The organism is Propioniciclava sp., assembly GCF_036744435.1.
Lineage (GTDB): Bacteria > Actinomycetota > Actinomycetes > Propionibacteriales > Propionibacteriaceae > Propioniciclava.
The window spans coordinates 39,790-55,841 of sequence record NZ_DAIOIA010000001.1; the positions used below are offsets into that span (position 1 = coordinate 39,790).

Annotated in this window: 13 protein-coding genes; 8 read left to right on the plus strand and 5 right to left on the minus strand. The window is 69.0% G+C overall.

The window, feature by feature from the left end:
- Positions 1-2: 2 nt before the first annotated feature.
- Together V7E09_RS00195 and glf are read right to left on the minus strand one after the other, a co-directional pair.
- Positions 3-2,009, minus strand: a complete 2,007-nt coding sequence (locus V7E09_RS00195) for a glycosyltransferase (protein WP_324510501.1) — start codon at positions 2,007-2,009, stop codon at positions 3-5.
- Positions 2,006-3,193 carry a UDP-galactopyranose mutase gene (gene glf / locus V7E09_RS00200; protein ID WP_324510500.1) on the minus strand — a complete coding sequence of 396 codons (1,188 nt, stop codon included), beginning with the start codon at positions 3,191-3,193 and terminating at the stop codon, positions 2,006-2,008. The genes V7E09_RS00195 and glf overlap by 4 nt, the downstream gene beginning before the upstream one ends.
- Positions 3,194-3,290: 97 nt before the next feature.
- Between glf and V7E09_RS00205 the strand changes: the two genes are divergently transcribed.
- The 6 genes from V7E09_RS00205 to V7E09_RS00235 all read left to right on the plus strand — a co-directional run bounded on the left by V7E09_RS00205 (position 3,291) and on the right by V7E09_RS00235 (position 10,439).
- On the plus strand, positions 3,291-4,265 hold the full coding sequence (locus tag V7E09_RS00205; protein WP_324510499.1) for a patatin-like phospholipase family protein: 975 nt from the start codon (positions 3,291-3,293) through the stop codon (positions 4,263-4,265).
- 55 nt (positions 4,266-4,320) lie between these two features.
- Positions 4,321-5,172 (plus strand): formyltetrahydrofolate deformylase, encoded by an 852-nt coding sequence (purU, locus tag V7E09_RS00210; protein ID WP_324510498.1) that lies wholly within the window; start codon positions 4,321-4,323, stop codon positions 5,170-5,172.
- A gap of 158 nt (positions 5,173-5,330) precedes the next feature.
- Positions 5,331-5,723 (plus strand): DUF485 domain-containing protein, encoded by a 393-nt coding sequence (locus tag V7E09_RS00215; RefSeq protein WP_324510497.1) that lies wholly within the window; start codon positions 5,331-5,333, stop codon positions 5,721-5,723.
- Positions 5,720-7,348, plus strand: a complete 1,629-nt coding sequence (locus V7E09_RS00220) for a solute symporter family protein (RefSeq protein ID WP_442956808.1) — start codon at positions 5,720-5,722, stop codon at positions 7,346-7,348. Before V7E09_RS00215 ends, V7E09_RS00220 begins: the two co-directional genes overlap by 4 nt.
- A 132-nt stretch (positions 7,349-7,480) precedes the next feature.
- Positions 7,481-7,810 carry a thiamine-binding protein gene (locus V7E09_RS00225; protein WP_324510496.1) on the plus strand — a complete coding sequence of 110 codons (330 nt, stop codon included), beginning with the start codon at positions 7,481-7,483 and terminating at the stop codon, positions 7,808-7,810.
- A gap of 1,591 nt (positions 7,811-9,401) precedes the next feature.
- Complete coding sequence (locus V7E09_RS00235) at positions 9,402-10,439, plus strand: SpaA isopeptide-forming pilin-related protein (protein WP_442956809.1); 1,038 nt, start codon at positions 9,402-9,404, stop codon at positions 10,437-10,439.
- Between the two features lie 113 nt (positions 10,440-10,552).
- On the opposite strand, the gene V7E09_RS00240 is transcribed toward V7E09_RS00235, so the two are convergent.
- Complete coding sequence (locus tag V7E09_RS00240; RefSeq protein WP_324510493.1) at positions 10,553-11,842, minus strand: histidine phosphatase family protein; 1,290 nt, start codon at positions 11,840-11,842, stop codon at positions 10,553-10,555.
- Between the two features lie 163 nt (positions 11,843-12,005).
- Between V7E09_RS00240 and V7E09_RS00245 the strand changes: the two genes are divergently transcribed.
- Both V7E09_RS00245 and V7E09_RS00250 read left to right on the plus strand, forming a co-directional pair.
- Positions 12,006-12,998 (plus strand): malate dehydrogenase, encoded by a 993-nt coding sequence (locus tag V7E09_RS00245; protein WP_324510492.1) that lies wholly within the window; start codon positions 12,006-12,008, stop codon positions 12,996-12,998.
- A 120-nt stretch (positions 12,999-13,118) separates the two neighbouring features.
- Complete coding sequence (locus tag V7E09_RS00250; protein ID WP_324510491.1) at positions 13,119-14,840, plus strand: AMP-binding protein; 1,722 nt, start codon at positions 13,119-13,121, stop codon at positions 14,838-14,840.
- Positions 14,841-14,858: 18 nt separating this feature from the next.
- Here the strand turns inward: V7E09_RS00250 and V7E09_RS00255 are convergent, their stop codons facing one another.
- Together V7E09_RS00255 and V7E09_RS00260 are read right to left on the minus strand one after the other, a co-directional pair.
- Positions 14,859-15,188, minus strand: coding sequence for a DUF3017 domain-containing protein (locus V7E09_RS00255; RefSeq protein WP_324510490.1), 330 nt, complete (start codon positions 15,186-15,188; stop codon positions 14,859-14,861).
- Positions 15,185-16,045, minus strand: coding sequence for a bifunctional methylenetetrahydrofolate dehydrogenase/methenyltetrahydrofolate cyclohydrolase (locus tag V7E09_RS00260; RefSeq protein ID WP_324510489.1), 861 nt, complete (start codon positions 16,043-16,045; stop codon positions 15,185-15,187). Before V7E09_RS00260 ends, V7E09_RS00255 begins: the two co-directional genes overlap by 4 nt.
- Positions 16,046-16,052: the final 7 nt, after the last annotated feature.

Here is a 16,052-nt window from a genome sequence, read left to right on the forward strand (position 1 = left end):
CACTAGCGGGTGAGCTCGGAATCGGTGTGCGCCGCGAACGTCGCTTCCCACGCGGGGATCGACGTGATCCGCGGCAGCGCCTCACGGTAGGCGGTCCGCAACCGCGGCCATTCCATGAGCAGCCGAGCGTGCAGGCGCGTCGCCTCGACCAGGTTCTTGCGCACCACCCCGGGGTCGCGCTGATACCACGACGACGCCGTCCCTTCGGCGTTGCTGACCACGGCGGAGTCGTACTGCGACATCCGCCACCACTTGTTGTCCTGATGGGCGACGACCGCCTGCGGGCGGTCCTTCTTGGAGGCGCTGACCGGCAGCCCGATCTGACGCACCAGCGTCTTCAGTGCCCACGGCACCAGCTTGGCCACGGACGGCTGCTGGAAGCTCTGCCCGCGGCGGGGCGGCTTGCTGCTGCCCGGGGCCGGGAACTCGTCCACCCGCGGCTTGAACACGGCGTCGGTGAAGTCGGCGGCGAGCGCACGGATCTCCTTGATCCGTTCCGGCTGGATGGCGTGGAGCTGATCGGGGCCGGCGAGGATGTCGTTCAGGGCCATGATGCGGCCCGCCTCGGTGTAGTACTGCATGGAGATCAGGTGCTTCACGTCCATGTAGTTGGACTCGCGGATGAGCCGCCCGCCCCGCTCATACGGTGAATGCAACAGCGCGGCGATGACTCGGTTGCGCTCATGGAAGTAGGCCTGCCATCCGACGAGGTCGTCCTTGTCGCCCCAGCTGATGTGCCACACGGCCGCGCCGGGCAGCGAGACCGTCGGGTAGCCGGCCGCCTTGGCGCGCAGCCCGTACTCGGCGTCGTCCCACTTGATGAAGACCGGCAGGGAGAGTCCGATCTCCTTGATCACGGACGTGGGGATGAGTTCCATCCACCAGCCGTTGTAGTCCGCGTCGATACGGCGGTGCATCCACGACGTGGAGCGAAGGTTCGTGACGGCCAGGTCGTAGCCGGTCACCTGTTCGGCGACAGGCTTGTCCGGCTGGAAACGCCACGGGTTGACCACTTCGCCCATGGTGTGGAGGGCGGTGCGGTTGTAGAGGTCGAACATGTGCGCGCCGACCAGGGTCGGACGGACGCAGTAGCTGGAGAACGTGAGCAGCCGCTCGATGGACTCCGGCTCGATCACGATGTCGTCGTCGCACAAGAGCACGTAGTCGGAACCATTCTGCACGGCCTCGTACATGCCCCGCGAAAAGCCACCCGACCCGCCCAGGTTGGACTGGTTGATGATCCGCAGCCGGCCCTTCAGCAGGGCGGCTGCCTCCTCGAAGCCAGCCTGGTCGGACACCTTCTGCGAGCCCTGATCGACGATCAGGACCTCCTTGACGTGCTCCAGGGCCTCGGGAGACTGCCCCAGCGAGGTGATGTTGGCCACACAGAAGTCAGGCTTGTTCATGGTGGTGATCTCGAGGGTCACCTCGCCCAGCGGCCGACCGTGGTCCAGGCCCTGCCACGAGGCCTCGATGAGCTTCAGGGGCTGGCTGGAGGCGACCAGGTCGAACCAGTACCAGCCACCATCCCCGAAGGGCTTCAACGGCAGATCGAAGGTCACGGTCTCGGCGCCGGAGACGCGCACGGACTCCACGCGCTGCAGCGCGCCCCGAGCGTTCGACTTGTGGACGATCACCGCGCCGACGCCTTCCAGCGTCACCGACAGCCGGACGCTCTCCAGCGCCGTCCACCTCCGCCAGTAGGACGCCGGGAACGCATTGAAGTAGGTGCCGAACGACAGCCGCACCCCGGCCCGGACCGTCATGGACCGGCGATCCACCATGTCCTCGGCGTGAACCGCCTCGGATGCGCGCACCACCGTCGGAGCCTGCACCGACCGCTTGCCGTTCATGGTGTCCTTCAGCGGACCGGTCGCGGCGCCGCCGTCGACGTAGAGCGCCACGGTGTCCCGCTGGTTCTCCGCAGGCAGGATGATGCGCTGCAGCACGCGGTAGTTCGCCTCGGGAGAGGGGCGGGTGCCCACCGATTCGGTCGTCGTGGCGGTCACGCGTCCACACCTCCGCTTTCCAGCGCCACACCCTCGGCGAAGTGCGGCTTGATCTTGTTGTCGAACATGGACAGCGCAGAACCGATGGCCATGTGCATGTCGAGGTACTTGTAGGTGCCCAGGCGACCGCCGAACAGCACGTTCGGTTCGGCCTTGGCCTGGTCGCGGTACTTCAGCAGACCATCGCGGTCGGCGTCGGTGTTGATCGGGTAGTACGGCTCGTCGTCGCGGCCGGCGAACCTGCTGTACTCCCGCATGATGATCGTCGCGTCCTTGGTGTAGTCGCGCTCGGGATGGAAGTGACGGAACTCGTGGATCCGGGTGAACGGAACGTCGGCGTCGGGGTAGTTCATCACCGAGGTGCCCTGGAAGTCCTCGATGGGCAGGACCTCCTCCTCCAGGTCGATCGTGCGCCAGCCCAGCTCCCCTTCGGAGTAGCCGAAGTAACGGTCCACCGGGCCGGTGTAGACGATGGGGACGTTGCCGCGCACGTTGTCGCGGTTGATCTCCTGGGAGTCGTCGAAGAAGTCTGTTCCGAGCCGCACGTCGATGAGCGGGTGGTCGGCCATGCGCTCCAGCCAGGCGGTGTATCCGTCGGTGGGGAGGCCCTCGTGGGTGTCGTTGAAGTAGCGGTTGTCGTAGGTGTAGCGCACCGGGAGGCGGCTGATGATGGATGCCTCGAGCTGCTCGGGATCCGTCTGCCACTGCTTGGCGGTGTAGTGCTTGATGAACGCCTCGTACAACGGACGCCCGATCAGGCTGATGCCCTTCTCCACGAAGTTCTCGGGCGTCTTGTCCCCCAGTTCGGCGGCCTGCTCGGCGATGAGCGCCCGCGCCTGCGACGGCGAATACGCCGCCCGGAAGAACTGGTTGATCGTGCCCAGGTTCACCGGCATCGGGTATACCTCGCCCTGATGGGATGTGTAGACCTTGTGCACGTAGTTGGTGAAACTCGTGAACCGGTTCACGTACTCCCAGACCCGCTCGTTGCTGGTGTGGAACAGGTGCGCACCGTAGCGGTGCACCTCGATGCCGGTGGCCGGGTCGTTCTCGGAGTACGCGTTGCCGCCGATGTGACTGCGCCGGTCGATCAGCGCGACCCTGAGGCCGAGATCATTGGCTGCACGTTCGGCGATCGTCAGGCCGAAAAGCCCGGATCCGACGACGATGAGGTCTGCTGACACCTTGTCCTGCCCCTTTACCTGGACTGCGAACAGACCCTGTTATCCATCCGCTGTGGCTCATCCCACTCTAGCGGGGCCCCCGCCTATCCTGGCTCACATGCGGATCGCCCTCTCGCTTGGCTCCGGTGGAGCCCGCGGCTATGTCCACATCGGCGTCATCGACGAACTGCGCGCACGCGGCCACGAGGTGGTCGCGATCGCCGGGACGTCGATGGGCGCCCTCGTCGGCGGTCTCGAGGCCGCGGGAAAGCTGCAGGATTACGCCGAGTGGGTCACGACGCTCACCCAGCGTGACGTCCTGCTCCTGCTGGACCCCGCCCTGACCGGGCCCGGCGTGTTCTGGGGCCAGCGCGTCATGTCACGGGTCGCCGACATCCTGGACGGCGCCCAGATCGAAGACCTGCCCATTCCGTTCACCGCGGTGGCCACCGACCTGACCAACAGCCGGGAAGTGTGGTTCCAGCGGGGCTCCGTCGCCACGGCGATCCGGGCGTCCATCGGCATCCCGAGCGTGTTCACCCCGGTCATGGTCGACGGCCGCCTGCTGGCCGACGGCGGCCTGCTCAACCCGGTGCCGGTGGACCCCCTCCACGGCGTCCCCGCCGACCGCACCATCGCCGTCAGCCTGGCCGGACGCCGCGCCGGCGGCCTGACGGGGCGCCCGGTGACCGAGACGGCCTCCAATGAGGGCTTCATGGGCGAGTTGTCCGGCTGGTTCCGCCGGGGCGTGTTGGAGAGCGGCGCGGTGCGCAACTGGCGCGATTGGTGGACCGAGCGGTTCTTCCCCGCGGATGCACCCCGTGCGGTGGAGGCCGGGGACACCACCGAGCGCAGCCCCGACTTCGACTTCGGCGAGCTGCCCAAGGGGCTCAAGCTCGGCGACGTGGTCTCGCTGTCGCTGGAGACCGCGGAAGCCCTGATCACGCGATTCAGGCTGGCGGCCAGCCCTCCCGACACCCTGATCGAGTTCGGCCAGGACATGGCGTCGACCTTCGACTTCCATCGGGCTGCGGAACTCATCGAGATCGGGCGAACGACCGCGGCGCACGCCCTCGACGAGGCCGGCCTGTGAGCCCACGGCAACCCGTCCAGGGTCTGAGCCGTGACGCCCAGTAGAGTCGGGCGCCGTGACTACCTCGTCCCACTGGGTGCTGACCCTGGACTGCCCCGACCGCCCCGGCATCGTGCATGCCGTCACCGGTGCGGTCGCCGCGGCGCAGGGCAACATCACCGAACTGCAGCAGTTCTCCTCGATCGACACGGGTCGCTTCTTCATGCGGGTCCAGGTGCAGACGGGGTTCGAGCGGTCCTCCTTCGAGGAGTCGCTCCGCCCGCTCGCCGCGTACCTGCAGGCGAGCTGGACCCTCGATGAGGTGGGTCGCCGACGCCGCACCCTGATCCTGGCCAGCAAGGCCGCACACTGCCTCAACGACCTGCTGTTTCGGCAGCGGTCCGGTCTGCTGCCGATCGAGGTGGTCGGGGTGATGGCCAACCATCCCGATCTGCGCCCGCTGGCCACCTTCTACGGGATCGACTTCCGCGACTACGCGGTGCTCCCCGATACCAAGGCGGCCTTCGAGGCGGAGGTGCTGCGCAGGGTCGAGGACGAGGACGTCGAACTGGTCGTCCTCGCTCGCTACATGCAGATCCTCTCCCCCGGCCTGTGCGAGGCACTGGCGGGGCGCGCCATCAACATCCACCATTCCTTCCTGCCCGGTTTCAAGGGCGCGAACCCCTACCGTCAGGCCCACGAACGCGGTGTGAAGCTGATCGGGGCCACGGCGCACTTCGTCACCCCCGACCTGGACGAGGGCCCGATCATCGAACAGAACGTCGCGCGCGTCGACCACAGCCTCGACGTTCCCCAACTCGTCGCCCGGGGGCAGGAGCAGGAGACCCGCACCCTCGCCGAGGCCGTCCGGCTGTACGCGGAGCGGCGCGTCTTCCTCGACGGCCCCCGGACCGTCATCTTCTCCTGACCACGCCTTTTCGGGCGCAAGGACCAATAAGAATCTCGACGTCGAGTAACAACACGATTCGGCAACGATCCCGCGAGCGGGGTCGCGCCGGGGTGCGGCTGACCCGTTAGTGTCTGCGCTGCCAGCCCGCTGGCATCCACATGACCAATGGAGGTTTCATGTCGACTCCCCCGCATCACACGCCCGTGGACCCGCCGGAGCACGGGGCCACCGCCCCGACCCCCGCAGAGATCCCCGCCGAGGCTTTCGTCGAGATGTCGCAATCGCCGCAGTTCAAGGAGCTGCAGCGACGTTTCCGCACGTTCGCGTTCCCCATGACCGCGGCATTCCTCATCTGGTATTTCGCCTACGTCTTGATGTCCGTCTACGCCCGCGACTTCATGTCGACGCCGCTGGCGGGTATGCAGTACTTCAACATCGGCCACCTCCTCGGCCTGCTCCAGTTCGTGACCACCTTCGGCATCACCTGGCTGTACCTTCGCCAGGCCAAGACGCGCCTGGACCCCCTGGCCAACGAGATCCGTGACCAACTGGAAGGAGGCGCGCGATGATGCCGCTGGAAGCCCTCGGGAACCCGATCCTCAACATCGTCATCTTCGGCCTGTTCGTCGTCGGCACGCTCACGGTCGTCATCAAGGTGACGTCGAACCAGAACAAGGCGGCGTCCTCCTTCTACACCGGTGGCGCACAGTTCTCCGGGACGCAGAACGGCTTTGCGATCGCGGGCGACTACCTGTCCGCGGCCTCCTTCCTCGGCATCGCCGGCGCGATCGCGTTCAACGGCTATGACGGCCTGCTGTACTCCATCGGCTTCCTGGTCGCCTGGCTCGTGGCCCTGCTGCTGGTGGCCGAGCCGCTGCGCAACACGGGCCGCTACACCATGGCCGACGTTCTCAGCTTCCGGATGCGGCAAAAGCCGGTCCGGCTGGCGGCTGCGCTGTCCACCCTCGCCGTGTCGTTCTTCTACCTGCTGGCGCAGATGGCGGGCGCGGGTGGCCTCGTCTCACTGCTGCTGGGGCTCAACGGCGAGTTCGCCCAGAACACGGTCATCATCATCGTGGGCGTCCTCATGATCGTCTACGTGCTGATCGGCGGCATGAAGGGCACCACCTGGGTCCAGATGATCAAGGCCGTCCTGCTCATCGCCGGTGCCGGAATCATGACGGTGTGGGTACTGGCCCTCTTCGGCTTCAACTTCGACGCGCTCATGGGCAAGGCGGTGGAGGCCAACAACCATCCGCAGATGCTCGCGCCCGGCGACAAGTACAAGGACCCGGTCGGATTCATCTCCCTCTCGATCGCCCTCGTCCTGGGCACCGCGGGGCTGCCCCACGTGCTGATGCGGTTCTACACCGTCCCCACGGCCAAGGCGGCACGCAAGTCGGTCACCTGGGCCATCGGCCTGATCGGCGCGTTCTACCTGTTCACCCTCGTCCTGGGCTACGGTGCGGCCGCGCTCGTCCCCGGTGGCCAGGAAGCCATCAGCGGGATGCCCGGCAAGGCGAACGCGGCCGCCCCCGCGCTCGCCTTCTTCCTGCCTGGCGGGGGAACCCCGGGAACCATCTTCCTAGCGGTCATCGCGGGTGTGGCCTTCGCCACCATCCTCGCCGTGGTCGCTGGCCTGACGATCACCGCCTCCGCGTCCTTCGCCCACGACATCTACAACAACGTGATGAAGGACGGCAAAGCGGACCCCGCCAGGGAGATCAAGGTGGCACGCAACACGGTCCTCGTGATCGGGGCCCTGGCCATCTTCGGCGGCATCTTCGCCAAGAGCATGAACATCGCGTTCCTGGTGGCGCTGGCCTTCGCGGTCGCGGCGTCGGCCAACCTTCCGTCCATCCTGTTCTCGCTGTACTGGCGGCGGTTCAACACGCGCGGGTCGCTGTGGTCGATCTACACGGGCCTGGTGAGCGCCCTGGTGCTGATCACGTTCTCCCCCGCCGTCTCGACCCCGATCGGCGCGGCGAAACCCCTGGCGAGCGCCATGTTCCCGAATGCCAGCTTCGCATGGTTCCCCTACGACAACCCAGCACTGTTCTCCGTCCCGCTGGGCTTCCTGGCCGGCTGGCTGGGAACCGTGCTGTCGAAGGAGAGATCCGACCCGGCGAAGACCGCCGAGATGGAGGTCCGTTCCATGACCGGCGCGGGCGCGGCGGGGGCACTCAACCACTGACGCCTCCTGCTTGGTGACCATCGGGGTCCGGCGGCGTCGGCTGCCGGACCCCGACGCGCATGCGTCCGCTGCGGACTAGCGTGAAGGCGTCGCGGCGCACCGGGTGTCGCGCCCACGCCAAGGAGAATGACCATGCTGCTCGCCTTTTCCGTCGCCCCCTCGGGTAACGGCCGCGCGGATGGTTCGGTGCACGACGCCGTCGCCGCCGCCGTCACGGTCGTCCGCGAATCCGGACTCCCGAACCGCACCTCGTCCATGTTCACCGAAGTGGAGGGAACCTGGGATCAGGTCTTCGACGTAGTCAAGCGCGCCACCGAGGCCGTCCTCCCCTTCGGCTCGCGCGTCTCCCTCGTCATCAAGGCCGACATCCGCCCCGGGTACGACGGCGAGATCGACGCCAAGCTGGAGCGTCTGGAACAGGCGATCGAAGACGCACACGACGAAGGTCCCCTCCACGGGTGACCGGTGAATGCCCTAGCCGTCAGCCTTGCTAGCATGCGCGCGAAGGGGACGCGACCGCGTCACCGGCACCAGGCGGTTCGGTCGCGGCTCCCCGTCGACAGCGCGGGCGCGCACTGACCGGGACCACCCGTGGCGCGTGCCGCCGATGGCATCGGTTTCGCCCGGCGACACGGGCGGAGGAGTGCACACCCGTGAGGAACACACGCCCACGCACCACCCGGTGGCGGCGAATCGGGGCCACGCTGGCCGCCGCCGCGCTCACGCTCACCTGGGCCGCCGCGGGAGCCGCAGCCCCGTCGGCACACGCTGCGGATGACGTGTCGGGCTGCTCGTATGCCGCCGAGGGATCCGGCACGTACGCCAGCACGATCTGCTGGATCGACTTCAGCACGGTGTCCACGGCCGCGACGGACAGGGCAGCAGATCACCCTCAACCTCGGCAGCGGCTATTCGGCCAGCATGACGGTGCGGACGATGGCCCCCGACCTCTCCGACTTCCCCGACGCGGTCAACGATGCCGACTGGCCGGGTCTGGGGCCCTACGTCACACCTCAGGCCTACGAGATCCCCGGCGACTTCGGCGGCCTGGTGCGCACCGACTTCAGCTTCGGCAACAGCGCCTACACCGGCATCGCGGGCAAACCGTTCCTCTGGAACGCCGGGGCTGAGCCGACGGCCTCCTCGTTCAAGCTGACGATCAGCGACATCGTCGTCACCGGCCCCAACGGTCAGCATCCGAGCTTCGGCCTCGTCGCCGCCGACGCCGAGGACACCCAGCACGGCGAGTACAACTCGTTCCGCTCCGACCAGCCGCTGTCGCTGCTCGATGAGGTCAACCCTCACCCCGACAGCGCGCTGACCACGCCCAACTCGGGGGTGCACGGCTCCTTCGCCCAGAAGGTGCAGTACAACGGGGACCGCACCATCGCGAACGTGGAGGGCCTCACCCAGGAGTCGGAGACCGCGCCCGACCTGCCCAGTTCCAACCTGCTGTTCGCGGCGTCCTCGCCCACCTACATCCAGCAGTCCTACAACGGGACCTCCCGCAATGGGTCGGTGTACGGCTTCATGCTGGCGCGCAACCAGGTGACCACCACGATCCTCGGCGGAGACGGCAAGCTCGCCGCCACCGCGACGGGCGTCGACCATGCCAGCGGGGTCAGCGCCACCGCAGCCGTGGCCAGCGCCACCGATCCCGCGGCGACGGTGTCCGCCACCGTGCGCAGCACCACCTCCGATGCCACCATCGTCGGTCAGTGGGGGCAGGTCGTAGATTCCACCGAGGCCTCCAACGATGTGCTCCACGGCTACTCGCGCACGTGGAAGTGCGACGTGAACGGCGAAACCAGGGAGGACATCTTCCCGAACGCCATCGAGGCGGATTCGTTCACCATGGACGCCACGAAGCTGACCCCCTACGACTTCGTCCACTGCACGGTCACCTACGGCGCCTACCCGGGCCTGATCTCCTGGCTGAAGGCGGACGCCACCACCCAGACCAAGATCGAGGGTTCGAGCTGGCACGGCGGCGTCACTCCGCCCGCCTGGGACGCGGACGGAGCCCGGGGCCAGATCCTGGCCGCCGTCCCCCATGATCCTCAACGAGCGCGGCCACGGCGCCCTGACGTGGGAGAAGACCGACGCGGTGGACGGAACCCGCCTGGGCGGATCCGCGTGGACGCTGACCGCGCCCGGTGGTGCCACGACCCTCATCGTGGACAACGCCGCGGACGACCTCGATCCGGCCGACGGGGCGTTCCGCGTCAACGTCGCCGACCGCTGGGGTGACTACACCCTGCAGGAGGCGACGGCCCCGGCGGGTTACCAACTGCCCGACCCGAACCCGACCTTCAGCGCGACGGTGAGCGGTTCCACGCTGGAGCCCAGTTTCGGCGTCCTGACGAACGCCCGCATCCCCGCCTCCTTGTCGTGGCGAAAGATCGACGCCACCTCCGGAGGGCTGCTCGGGGGAACCACGTGGTCGCTGGCGGGCCCGGAGGGAACCACCACCGTCGTCGACAACGGTGAGGGCGACACCGACCCTGCCCACGGTGCGATCACCGTGTCGGGCCTGGCCTGGGGCGACTATGCGCTGACCGAGACGGCGGCGCCGGCCGGGTACGAGCTCAGCGACCGGACCTACCAGGCGCGGGTGGACCGTGGGAACCCGACGGTGACGCTGGACCCGATCGCCAACCAGCGCAGGGCCGGATCACTGGCCTGGTCGAAGGTCGAGGCGGGCACGAGTGCGGCCCTGGCCGGTTCGACGTGGAGCCTCAGCGGACCGCACGGCTACAGCGTCACCGTCACCGACAACCAGGGCATCGACGCGAATGACGCCGACGGCGGCTTCGCGCTCACCGGCGTGCCGTGGGGCACGTACACGCTGACGGAGAGGACGGCCCCCGAGGGCTTCGCGCTGGACACGACCGAGCGCACGGTCGTCGTGGACGGCACCAATCTGACGGCCGACTTCGGGGCCATCGAGAACGCCCGGATCCCCGACCACCACGATGGCACCCTTCCCTTCACCGGACCGGGAGCCTTGTGGACCTACGCCACGATCGGCGTCCTGAGCGTCGGGGCCGGTGTTCTGCTCATGGTGACCAGGCGCCGCACCGGAGCCTGATCGGGCCGGGCCCCGCCGCTGTGGGCTCCTCCGTTCCGCCGTCCCCGAGTTGGGCGCGGTCGGGGCGGAGGAGTGCCGCGAGAGACGACTCCGGACGGTTTCCGCTTATCGCCTCAGGCGTTCGCCGTCTCTTCCCTGCCCTGCCACGTGCTGATGCAGGCTTCGTTCCCGTCCGGATCGGCGAGCACCCACCACGCGGGGGCGAAGGCGTCGTTGACCATGCGCCCCCCAGCGGCGATGGCCTCCTCGATGCGTCGGCCGGCGTCGTCGTGGGCCACCGTCACGTCGACGTGAATGCGGTTGCGCTGCGGCCCGGCCGGGTCGCTGCGCTGGAACCAGACCCCGGGCGCCAGCCCCAGCGGGTCGACCACGGTCTCGCCGTCGTCGACGCCCCCCAGGACGGCGGCCCAGAAGGGACGCAGCCCGTCGGGGTCGGCCGTGTCGATCGCCAATTCCAGCGATGTCAGGGCCGCCACGTCGGCGATGCCCCCGCCTCGCCGCAGGAGGGCTTCGATCTGGAACGCCAGCGCGGTATCACGGTGCGTGACGCCGCCGACGTCGGTGCTGGAGAGCCCGATGAGGACGATCGTCCCGCGAACGTCGAGATCGATGGGGTGGTCCAGGGCGATCGCCAGTTCCCCCACGCGGGTGACGAAGGCGAGCGCGGCCGCCGGGTCTGCCCAGCGGGTGGCCAGGCGCAGCCTTCCCAGGAGCAGCCGCCAGCCGGGCGCGGCACCGTTCGCCTCGGCGCGGTCCAGCAGGAACGCCCCGGGCGCCCCGCGCGGGGCGGGTGCGTCGGGGCCATCGTCCAGTTCCGTGCCCGGGTCCCAGGCGACGAAGCGCCAGCCGGTCTCCGGGTCTCCCTCCACCTCGATCACGGCCGTGTTGCCGAGGTGCCGGGTGGCGACGTCGCGCGGCTCGATTCCCTGGACGCGGCCGCCGATCCACATCCGCAGCGCGGCCCCGTGGCTGACGAGGGCGACCGTCGGGTGCCCGGCGGCCGCGATCGTCGCGATCGCGTCGTCGAACCGGGTGAAGAACTCCTCGCCGGATTCGCCGCCGGGCCGTGTGACCGTGAGGTCCCCCAGTGCCCAGGCCGTCAGCACGTCGACGTAGGCCTCCCAGCGCGGCCACAGTTCCTGGTCGCCTGCAGCGATCTCCGCCAGCCCGGGCAGCACCGTCGGCGCCAAGCCCCGGTCGGCCGCCAGGGGGGCCGCCGTCTGCTGCGTACGGACCCGATCGGAGGTGTAGAGGGCGTCCAGGCTGATCCCGGCGAAGCGCTCCACGAGGGCCTGCGCCTGGGCCCTCCCGGACTGGTCGAGGTCGGCCCCGGGACAGGCGGTGTCGAGCAGCCTGTTCACGTTCGCGGCGGTCTGTCCGTGCCTCACCAGGAACAAGCGCATGCCTCCAGCCTAGGCGGATGCGCGACGCCTCGCCTCCTCCCGCCAGGGCCGACGGCCGGGGCGGCCACCGAAGGCTCGCGCCGCCCTCGCGCACAGGCGCTTCGGTGCTAGGTTCGAACCGTGCGGGCGGGCTGCCCGCTGCCGTCTTCACAGTGGAGGAAACATGACCCAAGCACCCGTCAAGGTCGCTGTCACCGGCGCCGCCGGACAGATCGGCTACAGCCTGCTGTTCCGCATCGCCAGCGGCGAACTCCTGGGCCCCGACCAGCCGGTCGAGCTGCGCCTGCTGGAGATCACGCCGGCCCTGAAGGCCCTCGAGGGCGTCGTCATGGAGCTTGACGATTGCGCGTTCCCGTTGCTGAGCAAGGTCGTGATCGGCGATGACGCGAACAAGGTCTTCGACGGCGCGAACCTCGCGATGCTGGTGGGTGCTCGGCCGCGTACCGCGGGCATGGAGCGCGGCGACCTGCTCTCGGCCAACGGCGCGATCTTCACCGCCCAGGGCAAGGCACTCAACGCGGTCGCCGCCGACGACATCAAGATCCTCGTCACCGGCAACCCCGCGAACACCAATGCGCTCATCGCGCAGAGCAACGCCCCCGACATCCCCGCGGAGCGGTTCAACGCCCTGACCCGCCTGGACCACAACCGTGCCATCTCCCAGGTCGCCGCGAAGCTCGGCGTCCCGGTGACCGAGGTCAAGAAGCTGACCATCTGGGGCAACCACTCCGCCACGCAGTACCCCGACCTGTTCAACGCCACCGTCGCGGGGAAGAACGCCGCCGAGGCCGTCAACGACGAGGCCTGGATCGAGAACGACTTCATCCCGACCGTCGCCAAGCGTGGGGCGGCCATCATCGCGGCCCGCGGCTCCTCCTCTGCGGCCTCCGCCGCGAACGCGACCATCGAGCACATGCACGACTGGGTGCTCGGCACGCCGGAGGGTGACTGGGTCTCCATGGCGGTCCCCTCCGATGGCTCCTACGGGGTCCCCGAGGGCGTCATCTCCTCCTTCCCGTGCACCGTCTCCGCCGACGGCGTCTACTCGATCGTGCAGGGTCTGTCGATCAACGACTTCTCCCGCGCGAAGATCGACGCGTCGGTCGCCGAGCTCGTCGACGAGAAGAAGGCCGTCACCGAACTGGGCCTCATCTAGGGCAAACGCATCATCACGGGAGCCCCGCGATCCGCCAGGGTCGCGGGGCTCCCGTGCGTCGCCACCCCGTCGCTGGACATAACCTACGCATCCGTAGCCAAGGGGCGTAGGGTGGCCTTCATGACGCACCCCGGCCGCCCGGCGACCCCCGCGACGCAAGCGGTGCGGGCCGCACGCGACTTCCTCCTGGACCACCCGCACGACTACGACGCCGCCGTCGCCGGGTTCCGCTGGCCCCACCCCGACACCTTCAACTTCGCGCTCGAATGGTTCGACGTGGTGGCCGGCGAGCATCCGGACCGCCCCGCGGTGACGATCGCCCAGCCCGGCCAGCAGTCCGAGTCCTGGACCTACGGCGAGTTGGCTCGCCGCTCCGATCAGGTGGCCTCCTGGCTGCGTGAACTGGGGGTGAAGCCGGGCGACCTCATGGTCGTGATGCTCAACAACACCATCGACCTGTGGGAGATCCTGCTGGGTCTGCTGAAGGTCGGCGCGGTCGCGATCCCGACCTCGACGCTGCTCAGCGAAACCGATCTGGCGTGGCGCATCGACACGGTGTCCGCGGGGTGGGCCATCGCCCCCACCTCCCTGGCCGAGCGGTTCGCCCTGGTCCGCCCCGAGACCACGGTCATCGGCGTGGGTCACGACGTCCCGGCGGGCTGGATCGGCTGGTCGGAGCGGCACGCCGCGTCCCCGTCCTTCGAACCGGACGCGCCCACCCCGGCCGACGCCACCTCGTTGCTGTACTTCACTTCGGGCACCACCGCGCACCCCAAGCTGGTCCGGCACACGCAGGCGAGCTACCCGATCGGGCACCTCTCCACGATGTACTGGCTTGGCGTCCGCCCCGGCGACGTCCACCTCAACATCTCCTCGCCCGGCTGGGGTAAGCACGCCTGGAGCAACTTCTTCGCGCCGTTCCTGGCGCAGGCCACCGTCTTCATCGTGAACTACGAACGGTTCGACGCCCGCGACCTCCTGGCGATCATGGAGCATCACAAGGTCTCCAGTTTCTGCGCTCCGCCCACCGTGTGGCGGATGTTGATCCAGGCCGACCTGACCCAGTTGAGCACCCCGCCCCGCGAGGTCGTCGGCGCCGGGGAGGCGCTCAACCCGGAAGTCATCAACAAGGTGCGCGCCGCCTGGAACAACACCATTCGCGACGGCTTCGGCCAGACCGAGATGACGTGTTGTGTGGGCAACTCCCCCGGCCAGCCCGTTCGACTGGGTGCCATGGGGCGTCCCATGCCCGGCTACGCGGTGACGCTGCTCGACCCGGTCACCGGCGACCTCGTGGCAGGCCCGGGCGAGGGTGAGATCTGCTTGGACCTGTCCGCCGACAACGCCGGGCTGATGGGCGGCTACTACGACGCTCCGGAGCTCACCGAGTACGCCTGCCGCGGTGGCTTCTACCACACCGGCGACATCGCCTCGCGCGACACGGACGGCTATCTCACCTACGTGGGACGCGCCGACGACGTGTTCAAGGCGTCGGACTACAAGATCTCCCCGTTCGAACTGGAGAGCGCCCTGATGCTGCATGACGCCGTCGCCGAGTGCGCGGTGGTTCCGTCCCCGGACGCCGTCCGTGGCGCTGTCCCGAAGGCCTATGTGGTGCTGCGCCCCGGCCTGCAGGCCAGCGCGGAGGTGGCCGGCTCGGTCTTCGCCCACGGCCGCGAGCATCTCAATGGCTACCAGCTCGTCCGCATCCTTGAGTTCACCGACGAACTACCCAAGACGGTCAGCAGCAAGATCCGAAGGGTGGAGTTGCGGGCGGCAGAAGCGGAGCGCGTCGCCACGGGCGACACGGTCGGCCAGTTCTTCTACCGCGACTTCCGCTGAAGCGGGCGCCTCGCGGACTCACAGTTGCGGGGGCACCACCAGGACGAGGGCGATGATCCCGGCCGCGACGACGCCCAGACAGGCGACGTCGACGGCCCGCGATCGCACGCCCAGCAATCCCACCCGGTCAGCGGGAAGCACGGCGCGCAGCAGTGTTCCGAGCGCGAACGTCGCCCCGATGAGGAAGGTGCCGCGCTTCCAGTGCCCGGACCCGGCCCAGAGCACACCTGCCGCCGACCCCAGGAGCACCAGGGCCAGCGGCCACTGGCCCGCGATCTGCGCCCACCACGGACGCGGCGCACGGGGTCCCTGCTCGGGACTCCAGCCGGGCTCGGGAACGTGCGTCACGACCGCGACGCCGCCAGCGCCTCGGCACGATCGACGACGTTCGACAGCAGCATCGCCCGCGTCATCGGCCCGACCCCTCCGGGATTCGGCGTCACCCAGGACGCCTTCTCCCACACGTCGGCGGCCAGGTCTCCGGCGGTCTTGCCGTCGACCCGGCTGACGCCGACGTCGATGAGGACCGCTCCGGGGGCGACCATGTCCGCGGTGATCATGCCCGGCACCCCGGCGGCGGCCACCACGATGTCGGCGCGGCGGGTGTGCGCCGCCAGGTCCCGGGTCCCGGTGTGGCACAGCGTGACGGTGGCGTTCTCGCTGCGCCGCGTCAGGATCAGCCCCAGCGGGCGTCCGACCGTGATGCCGCGACCCACCACGCAGACCTCCGCGCCCGCCAGTGCGACGCCGTGGCGCCGCAGCAGTTCCACGATGCCGCGGGGGGTGCACGGCAGCGTGCCAGGCTCGTTCAGGACCAGGCGGCCCAGGTTGATCGGGTGCAGTCCGTCAGCGTCCTTGTCGGGGTCCACCAGGCTGAGCGCCCAGTTCTCGTCGAGGTGACGCGGCAAGGGCAACTGCACGATGTATCCGGTGCACGCCGCGTCGGCGTTGAGGTCGGCGATCGCCGCCTGCAGGGTTGCGGCATCCGCGTCGCCGGGCAGGTCGACCCGCAGGGAGGCGATCCCGACCTCGTCGCAGTCACGATGCTTCATCCGCACGTAGTTCTGCGAGGCGGGGTCCTCCCCCACGAGCACGGTGGCCAGGCCGGGCACGATGCCACGCCCTCGCAGCGCAGCCACCCGGGTGGTCAGTTCGGCCTTGATGGCCGCGGCGACAGCCTTGCCGTCGAGTCGTTGTGCCGTCATGAGACCC

Bases quoted from the DNA above. Each gene is read 5' to 3' on its own strand.
- V7E09_RS00205 (WP_324510499.1), top strand. From the start codon at position 3,291: ATGCGGATCGCCCTCTCGCTTGGCTCCGGTGGAGCCCGCGGCTATGTC.
- V7E09_RS00215 (WP_324510497.1), top strand. From the start codon at position 5,331: ATGTCGACTCCCCCGCATCACACGCCCGTGGACCCGCCGGAGCACGGG.
- V7E09_RS00220 (WP_442956808.1), top strand. From the start codon at position 5,720: ATGATGCCGCTGGAAGCCCTCGGGAACCCGATCCTCAACATCGTCATC.
- V7E09_RS00225 (WP_324510496.1), top strand. From the start codon at position 7,481: ATGCTGCTCGCCTTTTCCGTCGCCCCCTCGGGTAACGGCCGCGCGGAT.
- V7E09_RS00235 (WP_442956809.1), top strand. From the start codon at position 9,402: ATGATCCTCAACGAGCGCGGCCACGGCGCCCTGACGTGGGAGAAGACC.
- V7E09_RS00240 (WP_324510493.1), bottom strand. From the start codon at position 11,842: ATGCGCTTGTTCCTGGTGAGGCACGGACAGACCGCCGCGAACGTGAAC.
- V7E09_RS00245 (WP_324510492.1), top strand. From the start codon at position 12,006: ATGACCCAAGCACCCGTCAAGGTCGCTGTCACCGGCGCCGCCGGACAG.
- V7E09_RS00250 (WP_324510491.1), top strand. From the start codon at position 13,119: ATGACGCACCCCGGCCGCCCGGCGACCCCCGCGACGCAAGCGGTGCGG.
- V7E09_RS00260 (WP_324510489.1), bottom strand. From the start codon at position 16,045: ATGACGGCACAACGACTCGACGGCAAGGCTGTCGCCGCGGCCATCAAG.